Consider the following 17,388-nt stretch of genomic DNA (forward strand, 5'->3'; position numbering starts at 1 on the left):
GCTTCGAGAGTGGGCCGTGGAAGCGGCGATTGGGGCATCAAGGTCTGGAACATACCCATGAATATCGAAACCGAAGGCAGACACCGCAAAAATGCGCGACGTCGTTACCAGGATGCGGCGCTGCTTGCCTGCACGGCGCTTGTCGCCACCCTGCCCGGCGCCTTGCTGGCGCAGGAGGCTGCCAACACAAACAGCAGCACGGTTCTGGAACGGATCACCGTCGAAAGCGGTGACAATGACCAGAAGTCCATCGTCGCTTCCCGCACGACGAGCGGCAGCAAGATGGCGACCGATATTCTCGACACACCTGCCTCCGTTTCGGTCATCACCGCCAAGGAAATGCAGCAGCGCGGCGTACAGACCGTGGAAGAGGCGCTGCAATATACCGCCGGCGTGACCACGGATTTTTACGGTTCCGACGACCGTTTCGATTATTTCAAGATTCGCGGTTTCGACGCCTATACCTATCGCGACGGCCTGACGCTCGGCCGTCCCTTCGGCGCGCTGCGCGAAGAAACCTATGCCTATGAGCGCGTGGAAGTGCTGAAGGGCGGCAACTCCACCACCTTTGGCGTCTCGGATCCCGGCGGTTCGGTGAACTATTCCACCAAGGTGCCGAAACGCACCCGTTTCGGCGAAGCTTATATCACCGGCGGCTCCTACGGCCGCGCCGAAACCGGCTTCGATTTCGGCGACAACATCACCAGCGACGACACGCTGTCCTATCGCCTGACCGGCAAGCTCAGAAATGCCGATGCGGAATATGACTATTCCCGCGACGACGAGAAATTCTTCATGGGCGGCCTGACCTGGCGCCCGACCGACGTCACCAGCCTGACCGTCGTCTACGATCACCTCAACAAGGATGGCGTTCCCGGTGGCGGCGGCCATCCGGTCGGCTCGCATTTCGACCGGAGCCGCTTCTTCGGCGAACCGGACTACAATTATCGCGGCACGAACCGCAATTCGCTGAGCGTGATGTTCGACCACGATTTCGGCTCGGGCCTGACCTTGAGTTCCAATGCGCGCTACAGCAAGGCGAATACGGACTTCGGTTATGCCTATATCTCGTCGACGCCGACAAACGGTTCGACGATCGCCAACCGGTCCTATTTCGGCAACGACACCGAGACCGAGAACTTCCTGATCGACACGCGCCTCCAATATGATACGCGGTTTAAAAATGTCGAAAGCCGCAGCCTCGTCGGCGTCTTCTATAATGACTACACCTCAGGCAGCAAAAACTACTTCGGCGCGGCCCCGAGCATCAACTGGATGAATCCGGTCTATACCGGCGCTCCCGCTTCGGTGCCGCTCTATTCCGACTCCCTGACGGACCAGAAGACCAGGGCGATCTATCTCCAGCAGGACTTCACCTTCTTCGACCGGCTGATTGTCAGCGCCGGCCTGCGCAACGACTGGATCGATACAACACAGACCAACCGGCTGCGCGGCACCTCGGCCAGCGGCGATATCAGCGAACTGACAAAGCGGATCGGCGTGTCCTACAAGGTCACCAACGAGATCGCACCCTATGTTAGCTATGCCGAATCGGTGGTTCCGGCATCTGGTCTGACGGTAGAGCCCGAACGCGGCGAGCAGATCGAACTCGGCGTGAAATATCGTCCGGACGCTTTCCCGGCTCTGTTCACCGCCTCGATCTACGATCTGAAGAAAAACAACATCACCGTCACCAGCCCGATCACCAGCCTGCCCACGACCATCGGCGAGGTGCGCGTGCGCGGTCTCGACCTCGAAGCCAAGGCGGAGGTGACCGACAATCTCAGCCTGACGGCCGCCTATTCCTATCTCGACGCGGAAATCACCGAAAACGGCACCGGCGGCAATGTCGGCAACCGGCCGCAATTCGTGCCCGAGCATCAGGCTTCACTGTGGGTCAACTACACGCTTGCAGGCAACGACCATTTCGGCGACATGACCTTCGGTCTCGGTGGCCGCTACACCGGCGCCTATTATTTCGACAATGCCAACAAGGTCGAAACCGGAAGCAGCGTGACCGTGGATGCGGCGTTCAGCTACAAGATTCAGGAAACCGCCTCGCTGGACGTCAATGTTTCCAACATCTTCAACGAAAAACACGTCTCTTATGGCGGGTTCGGCGCTGACTTCTACAATCCCGGCCGGGCGTTTTCCGTGACGTTGCGAAAGACGTGGTGAAAAGATATAGATTTCAAATTATTACAGGATAATCCTAATGCTTGGTGTCATCCTCGGGCTTGTCCCGAGGATCCAACCACGTATCGTAAAGTCACAAGGTCGCAGATCCTCGGGTCAAGCCCGAGGATGACGTCGAGCAAGGTTTGCGGACACGTCGGCGATTGCCTGTAGAAGGCAAAGGCCACCCCGTCAAAGCAGCCTGTGCAGCCGTCGCCAAGCCGCAGGCGTGTTACCCACGGACTGGCGGAATGCCTTGGTCAGATGGGCCTGATCGGAAAAGCCGAGCTGCGCGGCGATATCGGCCACGGTCAGATCACCTTCCAGCAGAAGTTTCTGGGCGACATTGATGCGCCGCTCCAGTTGCCATTGCAGCGGCGTCTTGCCGGTGGTCTGGCGAAATACGGTCGCGAACCAGCTTTCCGAAAGCCCGACAATATCGGCCATCTCGGCAACCGTCATACGGTCATCGCCGCGCTTTTCGACCTGGGCAAGAAGTTTGTTCAACTGCGCCTGCGTCAGCCTGCCATTGGCCTGCTCCGGCGAAGGCCCGGGAATATCCAGCAGGCCGGCAACGATGCTGCCGACGAGGCTTTCCGCATAGACCGCATGTTTCGAAGGCTCGGCCAGTTCATCGACAAGCAGGCCGGCGAGGGTCTCCACCGAGCCGATATCCTGTATTTCGACTGGACGGCGCAGCGCCGTCATCGCCGCGGAACTGCCAACGGAAGGTGACAGGAAACGCAACAGACGGTCCTTGTGGATATGCAAATTGAGATGCGAGAACCGATGGGTGGCGCTGCTGCTCGTCCACATCGGCACGCCGGCCGGCACATAAACCGCCCGTGTCATCGGCCGCGAATGGTTGGTGAACTCGCCGTTACGGTTGGACATGCGGATGCGTGAGGAGACATCGTTGAAAAAAATCATGATGCGCGGATCGGCAGCGAGATAATAACCCTTCGCCCCCATCTGGCTCTCCGCCTCCCAGAAAGCGCTGACCAGCCCGTCGAACTGGCGCCACTTCACCGGCGCAGTGACGCTGATCCCTTCCGTGTGCCAGGTCATGGAATGCCAGAAACTCAATGCGGGTACCGTCCGGTTGTCGGGTCTAGGTCGAGGGCTTGGAAAGACGCGCGTACCATGCCAGTCATCGCGCTCAGCCCCAATAACATGACTTATCAATTCATGTTAATAGCAAAGATCGTTATAAAGAGAAACATTCGCTGACGCGACAGCGCTGGAACCTCTGCCCGGGACGCCCGTTGAACTCCTGACAGGATGCAACAAGGGAGACCATCATGGACAGCAAGAAAGAACCGGGCAATTTCGCCGACAAGAAGCGTGAAGAGAAGGGTCATGGCGTCATCGTGGCCGGACCGGATGCGCATGAAAACGAAAAGAGCGGCAAGGCCCCCTCGGCAAAGGCCGAAAAATCCTCACCCGGCAAGCCGGCTTCGTCTGCAGCTCGGCGATAGGAAACGCGTGCGATTGCGGGGAGACTGGGGTTGATAAAGGTCCGGGAACCTCGCCTCGCTGTGTCGGAGTACATGGGCGGAGGCAGATGATGCACCCCACCAGTATTGGAAAAAACACCTCCCCGATCGCTCAGGGAGGTGCATTATCGCTGAACAGTCGGCCTTACAGCAGGTCGAAGCGGTCGGCGTTCATCACCTTCGTCCAGGCGGCGATGAAGTCACGCACGAATTTTTCCCTGCTGTCGTCCTGCGCATAGACTTCCGCATAGGCGCGCAGGATGGAGTTGGAGCCGATCACGAGATCGACGCGGGTCGCGGTATATTTCGTCGCTCCGGTCCTGCGGTCACGGATTTCATAGAGATTGTTGCCGGACGGGACCCAGGAATAGGCCATGTCCGTCAGCGTGGTGAAGAAGTCCGTCGTCAGCGCACCGGGCTTGTCGGTGAAGACGCCATGCGCCGCGCCGCCGTAATTGGCACCGATGACGCGCAGACCACCGATGAGAACGGTGAGTTCCGGCGCGGTGAGGCCGAGAAGCTGCGCCCGGTCGAGCAGCAGTTCTTCAGGGCTGACCACATAGTCCTTCTTGACCCAGTTGCGGAAACCATCCGCCAGTGGCTCGAGCGGCGCGAAGCTGTCGGCATCCGTCTGTTCGGCGGAAGCATCACCACGACCGGCCGCGAAGGGCACGGCGATATCGAAGCCGGCCGCCTTCGCAGCCTGCTCCACACCGTAATTGCCAGCAAGCACAATCACATCGGCGATGCTTGCGCCGGTTTCACGGGCAATCGGTTCCAGAACCGAGAGGACGCGGGAAAGACGGGCGGGCTCGTTGCCTTCCCAATCCTTCTGCGGTGCGAGGCGAATGCGTGCGCCATTGGCGCCGCCGCGCTTGTCCGAACCGCGGAAGGTGCGGGCGCTGTCCCATGCGGTCGAAACCAGATCGGCAGCGGAAAGACCGGAAGCGGCGATCTTCGCCTTGACGGCCGCGACATCGTAGCTTGTCGAGCCTGCCGGGATCGGATCCTGCCAGATCAGGTCTTCAGCCGGAACATCCGGGCCGATGTAACGGGACTTCGGGCCCATGTCGCGATGCGTCAGCTTGAACCAGGCGCGGGCAAAGACCTCGGAGAAATGGTCCTGATCGTCCTTGAACTTCAGCGAAATCTCGCGGTAGATCGGATCGACCTTCAGGGCCATGTCGGCATCGGTCATCATCGGAATGGTGCGGATCGAGGCATCCTCGACGTCGACAGGCTTGTCCTCTTCGGCGATGGTGATCGGCGCCCATTGCGATGCGCCGGCGGGGCTGTGCGTCAAAGTCCATTCATGCTTGAACAGCATGTCGAAGAAGCCGTTGTCCCACTTGGTCGGCTGGCTCGTCCACGCACCTTCGATGCCGGAAACCACCGTGTCGCGACCGATGCCGCGGCCCTTGGTATTGATCCAGCCAAGGCCCTGATATTCCGGGCCTGCGGCTTCCGGATCGGGGCTGAGGTTGGCGGCGCTGCCATTGCCGTGCGACTTGCCGATGGTGTGGCCGCCGGCAGTCAGCGCCACGGTTTCCTCGTCATCCATGCCCATGCGGGCGAAGGTCTCGCGCATCTGCGCCGCCGTGGCCAGCGGATCGGACTTGCCGTTCACACCTTCCGGATTGACGTAGATGAGGCCCATCTGCACGGCGGCAAGCGGGTTTTCCAGCGTCGCGGGCTTGGTCACGTCGCCGTAACGGCCGTCGCTCGGCGCCAGCCATTCCTTTTCGTCACCCCAATAGGTGTCCTTTTCCGGAGCCCAGATGTCTTCGCGGCCAAAGGCGAAGCCGAAGGTCTTCAGACCGGCGACGTCATAAGCGATGGTGCCGGCGAGCGCGATGAGGTCCGCCCAGGAAATCTTGTTGCCGTATTTCTTCTTGATCGGCCACAGCAGGCGGCGGCCCTTGTCGGTGTTGACATTGTCCGGCCAGGAATTGAGCGGGGCAAAACGCTGGTTGCCGGTGTTTGCACCGCCGCGACCATCCGTCACGCGGTAGGAACCCGCCGCATGCCAGGTAACACGCGCCATCATGCCCACATAGCTGCCCCAGTCGGCCGGCCACCAGTCCTGGCTGTCGGTCATCAGCGCACGCAGATCGGCTTTCAGCGCCTCGACGTCGAGCGTCTTCAGGGCTTCGCGATAGTTGAAGGAGGTGCCGAGCGGATTGGTCTTGGTGTCGTGCTGATGCAGTATGTCGAGGTTCAGCGCGTTCGGCCACCATTCGGTCACCGATTTACCCGAGGCCGTGTTGCCTCCATGCATGACAGGACACTTGCCAGCCGGTTTTGAAGTTGCGTCCATTTCGCCCTCCGATGGGTTTAGCAATTAAACGAATAATCAATTCGACATGTGCAGCGTGGGAGCCAGAGCCAGCGGCAAGTCATGGGAAGACCGTGCAGCGGCGCTGGTAACCTCTCACAGCTACAGCTTCTTTCTGTCATGAAGATGACTAACAGCCGGGTTCCATAATTTCCAATTGTATATTCTAAAGGCTGCGATATGCTGAGCTTATGATTGCGCTCTCCATGAAACATCTCCGTTATTTCGATGCGCTGGCCAAGATCGGCCATTTCGGCCGGGCGGCGGAGGCATGCGCCATTTCCCAACCGGCACTGTCTTTGCAGATCCGGGAGCTGGAGGAACTGATCGGCGCGCCGCTCGTCGAACGGAGCAGCCGCCAGATCCGGCTGACCGCGCTTGGCGAGGAATTCGCCGAACGCACCCGCTCGATATTGCGTTCGGTGGATGAGTTGCAGGATCTGGCGCGGGCGCGGCATGGGCCGCTCAGCGGCCGCCTGCGCATCGGCGTCATTCCCACCGTCGCACCCTATCTTTTACCACAGATTATCAAGACACTCACGCGGCATTATCCCGGGCTGGAAGCGCGCCCGCGCGAGGCGGTGACGCAGAAGCTCATCGAAGACCTTCTGGAAGCCCGGCTGGACATGGCGATCGTCGCTTTGCCCGTCTCGGAACCGGCGCTGGAGGAGGTTCCGCTGTTTTCCGAGGAATTCATTCTGGTGCGGCCGCTGGAGGATGCGGGCATGCCGGTGCCGAGCGCCGACAAGCTGGGTGAAATGCGGCTACTGCTCCTGGAAGAAGGCCATTGTTTCCGCAATCAGGCGCTCTCCTTCTGCAGCACGACAAATGCGCCGCCGCGCGTCCTGATGGAGGGCAGCTCGCTCTCCACCCTCGTGCAGATGGTCGGCGCGGGCATCGGCGTCACGCTCATTCCACAGATGGCCGTCGATATGGAAACACGCCAGTCCACCGTCTCGGTATTTCGGCTGGCGGAACCGCGCCCGTCGCGCACCATCGGCATGGTGTGGCGCAGGAGCAATCCGCTTTCGGCGCAGTTCGCCCATATTGCGGAGATCGTCCGCGAATGCGGCCTGCAGAAGCTCGGTCTTACGTCATAGAAGCTCGGCTCGGACTATCGCGCGTGCCGTAACGCGCGCGATCCTCAAATAGGCGCCCGGCCTTATCGCGATGCGGCTTTCGCGTGCCCGTCGGTCCATTCCGGCGGCGCGCCGAACTTGTCTGCCACCATGCCCTTCAAGCCGCGCGATCGGCCATAGGCATCGCACTCGGCATATTTCGGCTTTCCGCCCAGAGCCGACCGGATTCGGTGGCCGGAGGGAAGAGAGAGGTTCAGCCCGTCGGAGACCTTGCCTGTCACCAGAATGCGCGAGAAGTAGTTGGAGAAATCGGCGGCAAGCTCATAGGCATCCCCGATTTCCGACACGCGGGCATTGCCAGTGATGGAATTTGCGCCTTTGGACCAGACGGCTGCGGCGCGCTGAACGCCGGTGCTGTCCACCGCCTCCGCCTCGACAGCGAGGCCACCAAGCCCGAAAGGGAGACGCGGCACGCTGACCGGCAGGACGACGCTGCTGCCGAGCGTCACGGCCGTCGATACCCCGGCCATGGTCTTGTCGGTCGGCACGAGATCGGTGATGACCGTGCGCACGGTCATATCCGCCGGCTGGCCAAGCGCGGCGATCCGGTATTTGTCGCTGAGCGCCACGCAGATGGCCCGATCCAGCGCATTCGAAACAAGGACACGGTCCTTTTCCGATGTGACGCGCGATGAGGCCGCGAAGGAAAAGGTGGTCGGCACGATGGCAACGGTCTTGACCCCGGCCAGCCCGTTGGCGTCCACGAAGGTGCGCGATTTGGTGAACTTGCCCTTGGCCGGACTGAGCTGCGCATAGGAAGTCAGCGTACCACCCTCCTTGAGCGGCACGGAGGTGCAGCCGGACATGATGATGGCGAAAGGCAAGGTCGCGAAGGCGACACCGCGACTGCGGGACGCCTTGTGGCCGAAACCCCGGGGAAACAGTTTCCGCTGTTGTTGCACTGCACGTACTCCAGTTGGCATGGTTGATCCTGTGCCCCACACGGTACGACAGCGAAAATTGCGGCAACATTACAATTGCCCGCCGCTGAAACGGCGTGCAACGCACGATCAGAAACGTAGCCGGAAGGTACTTCCGAAGGCGCTGCTGTCCAGAAAGATTCGCCCGTTATGGTTGGCGACGATCTGCTTGACGAGGCTGAGGCCAAGCCCAGCCCCGGTGCTGCGCGGCGTGACGCGGTAAAAAGGTTCGAAAATCCGTTCCCGCTGGTCTTCGGCTATGCCCTGCCCCTCATCGGAAATCGCGATCTCGCCACTCGCGAGAACCGAGACGTGGATCGTCCCCCTGTTTCCGCCATGATCAATGGCGTTGCGCACGATGTTGCTGATGGCGCGCGGCAGGGTGAAGGGATTGCCCAGTAATTCATAATGCGCGATCTGCGTTTCGAAGGAGATATCGTAGCCCGCCGAAAGCGCGAGCGGGGCGAGATCGGCAACGACGGTGCGAGCCGTCTCGACGAGGTCCACCGTTTCGCGCCGGTCGTTTACCTGATCGTTTCGCTCGAAGGCGAGAAGCTGTTCGGTGGTTTCCCCAAGCCGCGCGACATCCTCCATCAGACGCTGCTGCTCCGGCCCCGGCAGGCCCTCTATCCGGGTCTGCATGATCGCAATCGGCGTTCTCAGCTCATGCGCCGCATCGATGAGAAAACGCTGCCGCGCCCGAAACTGGCCTTCAAGCCGTTCGAGAATGCTGTTGAAGGCAAGAATCAGCGGAACCACCTCCCGCGGCACGTCCTCGACGGGAAGCCTTGCACCCGGCCGGCGCGGATCGATCTCGGGCGCCTTTTTGACGACGGAACTGAGGCCGGAAAGCGCCTGGTGCACGATGCGGGGAATGGAGAAGAATACGGCTGGCAGGATGACAGCCAGCAGGGGAACGTAAATCTTGTATGTTCCGGCCAGAAGCGTCAGAAACTGCCCGCTTATATATGTGGTCCCGCCGAACATGACCCTTACGGGGCCCCACTTCGTCTCCATGCTTTCAACCAGGGCGACCTCGGTGATGCCCTTGCCCCCGCGAATATCGGCATCCGTCATCAGATGCAGATACCGCGACAATTCCTGATAAACGGCCGGCACGGCGCCATAGGTCGCCACCTGCCCATCCAGCGTGGAAGCCACGAACCAGAGCGTTGAATTCTCCGCCTTGAGCGCCCGCAGTGCCGGGCCTTCGGTGACGACCAGTCCCTTTTGCGGATCGAGCGAAAGCGACTCATCGAGTGTCGGCGACAGGTCGTCCCAGAGCGCGATATTGGGCGAAAGCATCGTCACGCCGTAAAAGCAGAGACCGATGATGACCACGGCAATCATGGAGGAAACCACGACGCTGAGCTGCCAGCTCAGTTTCCACCACAAGGACGGGTTGGAGGCCTGCACTTTCATGTCTCCTCCTTGAGCAGATAACCGATGCCGCGAATATTGTGCACGCCGACCCCGGCGGAAGCATCGAGCAGGCGTTTTCGCAGCCGCGATATATGCGCGTCTAGCGCATTGGACTGGATCTCCTCCTCGTAATTGTAGACGGCCGCCTCAAGCGTGGAGCGCAGCACGGATTTGCCCTTGCGTTTCGCCAGCGCAATCAGAACCGCAAGCTCGCGCCTTGGCAGATCGAAGGGAACGGAATTGATCGTGACGCTGAAATGAAGCGGATCGATAACGATGCGGCCCGCGGTGATCTCGGCCGGCGCAAGGTTTGCCGGCCTTCTCAGAACCGCACGTACCCGAGCCAGCAACTCACCGACGAGAAACGGCTTGCCGAGATAATCGTCGGCGCCGCCATCCAGTCCGGCAATGCGGTCTTCCGGTTCGTTCATTGCCGTCAGCAGGATGATCGGCGTGTCGATGCCGGCGTGGCGCAGCTGCGGAATGAAGGCAAGTCCCTCCCCGTCCGGCAGGCGGCGATCAAGCAGGATGGCGTCATAGACATGCTGGCGCGTCAGCTCCACCGCATCGCCGAGCCACATCGTATGGTCGATGACGATGCCCTGCCTGCCGAGCGTCGCCGTCAGCGCATCCGCCATTTCCTTTTCATCTTCGATCAACAGAAGTCTCATGCGTCACCGTTCCTTCGCCTCCCTTGTCTGCCAGCAAGGTTGCGGCAGTATTGCGGCGAAGAAGACGCCAGAGCATTTCCAACCCGGCGCATAACGGTTTCCCCTCCGAAAAAGGCTTAAAAACAGGGCGATAGAGCATCAGACATTGCTGTTTAAGCAGGTGTGTTCGCAGGGGTAATGCTGCTGCAATTATGGACGCCTATCCAGATGCCATGCGCCTCAAGAGAGGCAATGCGACCGCCTGAGCTGCGGTCCGGTATGGAAAGGATTTCAGCATGTGGGTGAAGAGAACCATCAAGGCGGGAATCGCGCTTGCAGGTTGCGTTCTCGTTGTCACCGCTCTCGATCCGGCGCGCGGCAGCGTCGATGCGAATGAGCGTGTCAAAGGCATCGTGAACGGGCTCGTCGAGACTGCCGCGATGAGCCCCGCAGGTACTCCGTTCGAACTGACGTCCGGAGAAACGGCGAAGATCGGCGCGCGCCCGATGGTGGAGCGGCTTGGCGTCAGCGGCGAACTTCAGCCGATCACCCGCGTGGTGATCCGCGCCCGTGAAGCCGGCAAGATCGTCGAGATGAATGTCCGCGATGGAGATGCGGTGCAGGCGGGCAAGCTGCTCGTGCGTTTCGAAACCGACGAGTTGCAATCGACACTGCTGCTGCGGCAGAGCGACCGGGACGCGGCCGAAGCCGAGCTGATGCTGGCGATGCAGGCGCTGACGAGAACCGAACAGCTTGCCCTGAAAAACATCGCTTCGGCAGAACAGCTCGACAAGGCGAAAAGCGACGTCGCGGTGAAGACGGCAAGGCTCCAGAGCCTTTCGGCGCAGGCGGATATCGCACGCCTGGCGCTTCGCAATGCCGAAATCCACGCGCCCTTCAGCGGCACCGTCACCCGGCGACTGGCCGAGGCGGGATCGCGCGTCGGTGCGGATGGCGAACTTCTCACGCTGGTCGATACCAATGTGCTGGAGGCGAAGGTACTTGTCGCCACGCGCGATGTTCCGCGCGTCGCCCGCGGCCAGACGGCGGAACTGGAGATTGACGGCCTTGGCGGCCAGATCGTCAAGGGCACGGTCGAGCGCATCAGCCCTGTTGCCGAAGACGGCACACGCGTCGTTGCCGTCTATGTCAGGCTTGCCAATCGTGATGGGCAATTGTGGGGTGGAATGTTCGCCAGCGGAAATATTCTGCTGCGCGAAAAAAGCGATGCGCTCGTCGTTCCCGCGATTGCTTTGCGCAAGGATGAAACGGGTTACCATGTGCTCAAGGTGCAGGACGGTTATCTGCGCCGCCAGACGGTCGCCGTGGGGCCACGCTGGAACGGCGGCAGCCTGATCGAGATTGCCGCCGGACTGACAGATGGCGAGACGATCCTGACCGCGCCGCTTCCCGAACTGCGGCCCGACATGGCCGTCACCATCGACAAGGCCGGCTGACATGTTCTTGACCCGCATATCCGTTACCCATCCCGTTTTCGCCACCATGATGATGGTGGCGCTTCTGGTCATGGGCGCCTTCTCGATGCAGCGGCTCGGGCTGGACCAATATCCCAATGTCGACGTTCCCGTGGTGGTGGTCATCACCGCTTATCCCGGCGCTACGCCGGAGACGGTGGAAACCGAGGTGACACGCCCGGTCGAGGACGCGCTGAACGCCATTGGCGGCCTCGATGAGGTCACGTCCACCTCCTATGAGGGGCGCTCCGTCGTCGTCGCGAAATTCAAGCTCGAGGTGCGAAGTTCGGCCGCCGCGCAGGAGGTCCGCGACAAGATCGCCGCCATCGAGGCGGATTTTCCGGAAGACGCCAAAAAGCCCGTTATATCGAGGTTCGACCCCGCCGCCGAGCCGGTCCTGTCGATTGCCATCAGTTCGACATCGCTCGATGTGCCCGCACTCACCACCCTTGCCGACCAGAGGGTGGTGCGACAATTGACGACCGTTGCCGGTGTCGGCCAGGCAACGCTGGTTGGCGCCCGCAAACGGCAGATCGATGTGACAATCGACGAAACGCGCATGCGCGCCCTTGAGATCGGCATCAACGAGGTGGTGAATGCGCTGCGCACCGGCAACAGCAACAGCCCGGCCGGAAGCGTCGTCGATCCCGTCTCCGAACGCACGATCCAGGTGCAGGGGCGTATCCAGGAGCCGCAGGCGCTGCTGGACATGGTCGTGGCAAGACGCGGCGGCGCGGCCATTGCGCTTCGCGATGTCGCCACGCTTTCCGAAGGGGCAGCCGATGCCGAAAACCGCGCTCTCTATAATGGCCAGACGGCCTTGGCGATCGACATCGTCAAGGTTCAGGACGCCAATACGGTTCAGGTCGCGACGGATGTGAAGAAGCGCCTCGATGCGCTCAATGCCGAACTTGCCCCGCAGAACGTACATCTGCGCATCGTCACGGACTCATCGATACCCATCCGCGAATCCGTCAATCAGGTACAGACGACGCTGATCGAAGGTGCGGCGCTCGCCGTCGCCATCGTCTTCCTGTTTCTCAATTCCTGGCGCAGCACGGTCATCACCGGCCTGACATTGCCGATCGCAATCATCGGCACGCTCGCGGTGATCGATTTCCTCGGCTTCACGCTCAATACGCTCAGCCTGCTGGCGCTGACGCTTTCCATCGGCATTCTCGTGGATGACGCCATCGTGGTGCGCGAAAACATCACCCGCCATCTTCACATGGGTAAATCGCACCTGCGCGCAGCCCTCGACGGCACCGGCGAAATCGGGCTTGCGGTGATCGCGACGACGGCGACCATCGTGGCGGTCTTCCTGCCGGTCGCATTCATGGATGGTATTGTCGGCCGGTTTTTCTACGAATTCGGCGTCACCGTCTCCGCCGCCGTGCTGATCTCGCTTTTCGTCGCCTTCACGCTCGATCCGATGCTCTCGAGCGTCTGGTACGATCCGGATGCCCAGCCCGATGCGAAGCGCGGGCCGATAGGCCGCCTGATTGCCCGTTTCGACCGTGGCTTCGAATGGATGGCCGGGCAATATCGCCGTGCCATCGGCTGGACCCTGCGGCACCGGCTCGTCACCCTGCTTGCCACATCAGGCGTCTTTATCGGCAGCCTGTTCATGGTGCCTTTGGTCGGCACGGAATTCGTTCCCGATACGGATGAGGGCCGTTTCCAGGTCAACATTACCGCGCCGGTCGGCTCCTCGCTGGATTATACGACAACCAAGGTGCGGCAGGTCGAGAAGGCGCTGAGGGAATTTCCGGAGGTCGAGACGCTTTATTCCACCGTCAATACCGGTGGCGCCGCCGGCAAGCATCGGGCCGCCATATTGGTGGGGCTGGTGCCGCTCGATATGCGGAGCCGAACCCCGCCCTCCCTTGCCGAACCGATCCGCAAACGCCTGTCGGCCATACCCGGCATAGAGGTCACGATCCTGCAGAACGGCCTTGGCGGCGGCGAAAGCCCGGTGCAGCTGAGCATCCTCGGCGACGACCGGGCGATCCTCGAAAGGATCGCCGCCGCTCTGGTCGAAGACATGCGAAAAATCCCCGGCCTCGTGGATGTGACCTCCAGCGCCAGGGATGTGACCTCCATTCTTTCGGTACGCCTGAAGCCTGCGGCAGCCAGCGATCTCGGCATTGCCCGCTCCGATCTTGCAACAGCGCTCTCGCCCCTTATCGGCGGCGAGGATGTGTCGAAATGGACGGATGCGGACGGCAACAGCTACGATATCGTCATCCGCCTGCCCGCCGAGCGGCGGTCCGACGTGGCAAGTCTCAGTGCGTTGATGATCGCGACCGGCCGCACGGCCGCGAGTGGTGCGCCGCTGATGGTGCGTCTCGATCAGGTTGCCGATATCGGCATCATGCCGGCTCCCGCCGAAATCCGCCGCATCGACAATCGCCGCGAGATACTGGTTTCGGCCAATATCGCCGGCCGCACGCTTGGCGACGTGACGGAGACGCTGCAGGGGCTGACCGCCGGTCTCGACCTGCCGAACGGCTATCGCATCCGCTTCGGCGGTGACGCCGAAACCATGCAGGAAACCATCGGCCACATGGTCACGGCGCTTACCATGGCCGTCATCTTCATCTACATCGTGCTCGCCTCGCAATTCGGCAGCTTCATGCAACCGCTCGCCATCATGGCGTCGCTGCCGCTGTCGCTTGTCGGCGTCCTTCTGGGCCTCATGGTGGCCGGCAGCACGATCAACATGTTCTCGCTGATCGGCTTCATCATGCTGATGGGCCTCGTGACCAAAAACGGCATCCTGCTGGTCGATTTCGCCAATCGCGAGCGACGGCGGGGGCTTTCGCTGAACGAGGCGCTGGAAAATGCCGGCGTCATCCGCTTCCGTCCGATCATCATGACGACGCTTGCGATGATCTTCGGCATGATCCCGCTCGGTCTGGCCGTTGGAGGAGGCGGCGCGCAGCGTGCGCCGATGGCCCATGCGGTGGTTGGCGGCCTCATCAGTTCCACGCTGCTGACCCTGATCGTGGTGCCGACCATCCTCTCCTATATGGACAGCATCAGCAGGCGTTTCGCCCGCCTGTTGCCGAAAGCGCCGGATGAAACCGGGCATTCTAACCATCAGGCGCAACCTTCCCGAAAGCAGCCGGCCTGAAAGGGCCGGCTGGACATCAATCCAGCCAGACAACGGGAAGGCGTCACCAAATTCCTCTCATTCAGGATGACGCGCCTGTCGTCACCGTAGCAGAAGAATGGCAGCCGGGCCTGCCAGAAGCACCATGAGCGCGATGATGGGATGGAGATAACGCAACAGGCAGCGGGGAACGGGACGAGGTAAATTCATGCAACGGCTCCTGACGACAATCATCAGGCAAGGTTGGGCATGGCCTGTTGCGACAGCATTACAGTTCTGGCCGCAAAAATGCCGGCCACATGCGGTTACGGTTTTTCACCGCTCTGGCGCTTCTTTTTGCCCTTCGGGCGAAAATCGACAAGAAGCGACTTCAGTTCGATATCGCGAACGCGCCGTGCCGCCTCATCCGGGCGCACCCATTCCACCAGGCGTTCACCGCGTTCCTTGAAACTGGTTTCCGCCGCCGTCACCTCTATCTGGAATACATCGACCATGCAGGGAACGACATCGCCATTGTCGAGCATCTTGAGATAGGTATAGCGGCCGACCGCATCCTTTTTCACCCGCCCGCGCACGCCCGCCTCCTCCCACGCTTCGATCGCCGCCGCCTCGTGCGGCTTCTTGCGTTTCATCGGCCAGCCGCGCGGAATGATCCAGCGTGCGCTGGTGCGGGAGGTGACGAGGAGGATTTCGACATCCTCGCCATTGCCGGCATAACGGAAACAGAGCGCGGCATATTGCTGCCGGAAAGCGCCGGTGAAGAGCTTTTCGGGAACCGCAGCGAGCTGCTGGAGCAATATCAGTGCACGAGCCGGGCGGGTTTTCCGGCTTTTCTTGGTGGGTTTCATATCCGTTGATAGTGCTGATTTTCCGGGTTGCATCAATGCCCTGCGTGCATTTATGACAGTTTTATGACAATCACCCCCAACAACTAATAAAGCGCCATTGAGGGCCAATTCGCATGATGAGTATTTTTCGCAAGCTGATGCCGCGCGAGGACCGTTTCTTCGACATGTTCAGCAAACATTCCGAAACCGTCATCAAAGCGGCCGAGGCCCTTGATCAACTTTTGAGCGGCGTCGACGTCGAGAAGAACTGCGACCTCATCGTCGCGCTGGAACATCAGGCCGACGACATCACCCGCGAGGTGCTGCTCGCGGTCCGGCGCAGCTTCATCACCCCCTTCGACCGCGGCGACATCAAGGATCTCATCCAGTCGATGGATGACGCCATCGACATGATGCACAAGACCGTCAAGACCATCCGCCTTTTCGAGCAGACGGAATTCGATCCGCTGATGAAGGAAATGGGTCATGAGATCGTGCGTGCTGCCGGCCTGATTGCGGAAGCCATTCCGCTTCTCAACAAGGTCGGCACAAATGCGCATCGCCTGTCATCCATTGCCGAAGAGGTAACCCGCGTCGAAGGCCGCTCGGATGAACTTCACGACCTCGGCCTCAAGGACCTCTTCCGCCGCCATGGTGCAAGCGGCAATGCCATGGCCTATATGATCGGCAGCGAGATCTATGGCGAACTCGAAAAGGTCGTCGACCGCTTCGAGGACGTGGCCAACGAGATCAGCGGCATCGTGATCGAGAACGTCTGATGGATGTCGCGCTTGCCCTGCCGCTGCTGGTCGGCCTTATCGCCATCGCGCTGTTCTTCGATTTTCTGAACGGTTTGCACGACGCCGCAAATTCCATCGCCACCATCGTTTCCACCCGTGTGCTGCGCCCGCAATATGCGGTCGCCTGGGCGGCCTTCTTCAACTTCATCGCCTTCCTGTTCTTTGGCCTGCATGTGGCCGAAACGCTCGGCACCGGCATCATCGATCCGGCGATCGTGTCGCCGCAGGTGATCTTCGCGGCGCTGATCGGCGCCATCGTCTGGAACATCGTCACCTGGATTTTTGGCATTCCCTCCAGCTCGTCGCACGCGCTGATCGGCGGGCTCGTCGGTGCGGGATTTGCGAAGGTGGGTTTCAATTCCATCGTCTGGTCGGGTCTGCTGAAGACCGTGGGCGCCATCTTCATGTCGCCGGCCATCGGCTTTTTCCTTGCCCTGCTTCTGGTGCTCACCGTCTCCTGGCTGTTCGTGCGGCAGACGCCCTTTGCGGTCGACCGCACCTTCCGCGTCATGCAGTTCATCTCCGCCTCGCTTTATTCGCTGGGACACGGCGGCAACGACGCGCAGAAGACCATGGGCATCATTGCCGTGCTGCTCTTCAGCCAGGGGCATCTCGGCGAGAGCTTCTACGTGCCCTTCTGGGTGGTGATTTCCTGCCAGTCGGCCATGGCGCTCGGCACGCTGTTCGGCGGCTGGCGCATCGTGCATACGATGGGGTCTAAGATCACCCGGCTGAACCCGATGCAGGGTTTCTGCGCCGAAACCGGCGGTGCGCTGACGCTGTTCGGTGCGACATGGCTCGGCATTCCGGTCTCCACCACCCACACGATCACCGGCGCCATCGTCGGCGTCGGCGCGGCCCGTCGCGTCTCGGCGGTGCGCTGGGGCCTTGCCGGCAATATCGTCATCGCCTGGATCGTAACCATGCCGGCGGCTGCACTGATCTCGGCTGCGGTTTACGGGCTGACGTCGCTGTTCGGCTGACAGCGCCATCCCTGCCCCGATTTGCCGCTCCTCCCGGAACAAAAGCCACCT

13 protein-coding genes are annotated in these 17,388 nt (G+C 61.1%); 7 read left to right on the forward strand and 6 right to left on the reverse strand.

The genetic code is table 11. The annotated features are described in order from the left end of the window. Positions 1 to 57 precede the first annotated feature (57 nt). Complete coding sequence (locus ACIQUH_RS13010) at positions 58 to 2,178, forward strand: TonB-dependent siderophore receptor (protein WP_400815570.1); 2,121 nt, start codon at positions 58 to 60, stop codon at positions 2,176 to 2,178. 189 nt (positions 2,179 to 2,367) lie between these two features. On the opposite strand, the gene ACIQUH_RS13015 is transcribed toward ACIQUH_RS13010, so the two are convergent. After that, entirely contained in the window at positions 2,368 to 3,261 is an 894-nt protein-coding gene (locus ACIQUH_RS13015) for a helix-turn-helix domain-containing protein (protein ID WP_400815572.1), read from the reverse strand. 215 nt (positions 3,262 to 3,476) lie between these two features. Between ACIQUH_RS13015 and ACIQUH_RS13020 the strand changes: the two genes are divergently transcribed. After that, a complete protein-coding gene (locus tag ACIQUH_RS13020; protein ID WP_400815574.1) occupies positions 3,477 to 3,653 on the forward strand; it encodes a hypothetical protein in 177 nt (58 codons plus the stop codon). A 163-nt stretch (positions 3,654 to 3,816) separates the two neighbouring features. On the opposite strand, the gene katG is transcribed toward ACIQUH_RS13020, so the two are convergent. Next, on the reverse strand, positions 3,817 to 5,988 hold the full coding sequence (gene katG / locus ACIQUH_RS13025) for a catalase/peroxidase HPI (RefSeq protein ID WP_400815576.1): 2,172 nt from the start codon (positions 5,986 to 5,988) through the stop codon (positions 3,817 to 3,819). A gap of 209 nt (positions 5,989 to 6,197) precedes the next feature. On the opposite strand from katG, the gene ACIQUH_RS13030 reads away from it, so the two are divergent. Beyond that, positions 6,198 to 7,106: a LysR substrate-binding domain-containing protein gene (locus ACIQUH_RS13030; RefSeq protein ID WP_400815578.1), complete on the forward strand. Its 909-nt coding sequence runs from the start codon at positions 6,198 to 6,200 to the stop codon at positions 7,104 to 7,106. Between the two features lie 62 nt (positions 7,107 to 7,168). Here ACIQUH_RS13030 and ACIQUH_RS13035 read toward each other — a convergent pair whose 3' ends face one another. The 3 genes from ACIQUH_RS13035 to ACIQUH_RS13045 all read right to left on the reverse strand — a co-directional run bounded on the left by ACIQUH_RS13035 (position 7,169) and on the right by ACIQUH_RS13045 (position 10,158). Continuing rightward, positions 7,169 to 8,047 carry a DUF3313 domain-containing protein gene (locus ACIQUH_RS13035; protein WP_400815581.1) on the reverse strand — a complete coding sequence of 293 codons (879 nt, stop codon included), beginning with the start codon at positions 8,045 to 8,047 and terminating at the stop codon, positions 7,169 to 7,171. 108 nt (positions 8,048 to 8,155) lie between these two features. Then, positions 8,156 to 9,487: a sensor histidine kinase gene (locus ACIQUH_RS13040; RefSeq protein ID WP_400815583.1), complete on the reverse strand. Its 1,332-nt coding sequence runs from the start codon at positions 9,485 to 9,487 to the stop codon at positions 8,156 to 8,158. Further along, entirely contained in the window at positions 9,484 to 10,158 is a 675-nt protein-coding gene (locus ACIQUH_RS13045) for a response regulator transcription factor (protein WP_400815586.1), read from the reverse strand. The genes ACIQUH_RS13040 and ACIQUH_RS13045 overlap by 4 nt, the downstream gene beginning before the upstream one ends. Positions 10,159 to 10,433: 275 nt before the next feature. On the opposite strand from ACIQUH_RS13045, the gene ACIQUH_RS13050 reads away from it, so the two are divergent. Together ACIQUH_RS13050 and ACIQUH_RS13055 are read left to right on the forward strand one after the other, a co-directional pair. After that, positions 10,434 to 11,594 carry an efflux RND transporter periplasmic adaptor subunit gene (locus tag ACIQUH_RS13050; protein WP_400815588.1) on the forward strand — a complete coding sequence of 387 codons (1,161 nt, stop codon included), beginning with the start codon at positions 10,434 to 10,436 and terminating at the stop codon, positions 11,592 to 11,594. A gap of 1 nt (position 11,595) precedes the next feature. Beyond that, positions 11,596 to 14,748: an efflux RND transporter permease subunit gene (locus ACIQUH_RS13055; protein ID WP_400815590.1), complete on the forward strand. Its 3,153-nt coding sequence runs from the start codon at positions 11,596 to 11,598 to the stop codon at positions 14,746 to 14,748. A 284-nt stretch (positions 14,749 to 15,032) separates the two neighbouring features. On the opposite strand, the gene ACIQUH_RS13060 is transcribed toward ACIQUH_RS13055, so the two are convergent. Continuing rightward, complete coding sequence (locus tag ACIQUH_RS13060; protein WP_400815593.1) at positions 15,033 to 15,575, reverse strand: NUDIX hydrolase; 543 nt, start codon at positions 15,573 to 15,575, stop codon at positions 15,033 to 15,035. Between the two features lie 113 nt (positions 15,576 to 15,688). Between ACIQUH_RS13060 and ACIQUH_RS13065 the strand changes: the two genes are divergently transcribed. Continuing rightward, complete coding sequence (locus tag ACIQUH_RS13065) at positions 15,689 to 16,333, forward strand: DUF47 domain-containing protein (protein WP_044458958.1); 645 nt, start codon at positions 15,689 to 15,691, stop codon at positions 16,331 to 16,333. Then, positions 16,333 to 17,337 carry an inorganic phosphate transporter gene (locus ACIQUH_RS13070; RefSeq protein WP_137411199.1) on the forward strand — a complete coding sequence of 335 codons (1,005 nt, stop codon included), beginning with the start codon at positions 16,333 to 16,335 and terminating at the stop codon, positions 17,335 to 17,337. Before ACIQUH_RS13065 ends, ACIQUH_RS13070 begins: the two co-directional genes overlap by 1 nt. Positions 17,338 to 17,388: the final 51 nt, after the last annotated feature.

The sequence above is a fragment of the Agrobacterium sp. NPDC090283 genome, from assembly GCF_044769685.1.
In the GTDB taxonomy this organism is placed as follows: domain Bacteria; phylum Pseudomonadota; class Alphaproteobacteria; order Rhizobiales; family Rhizobiaceae; genus Agrobacterium.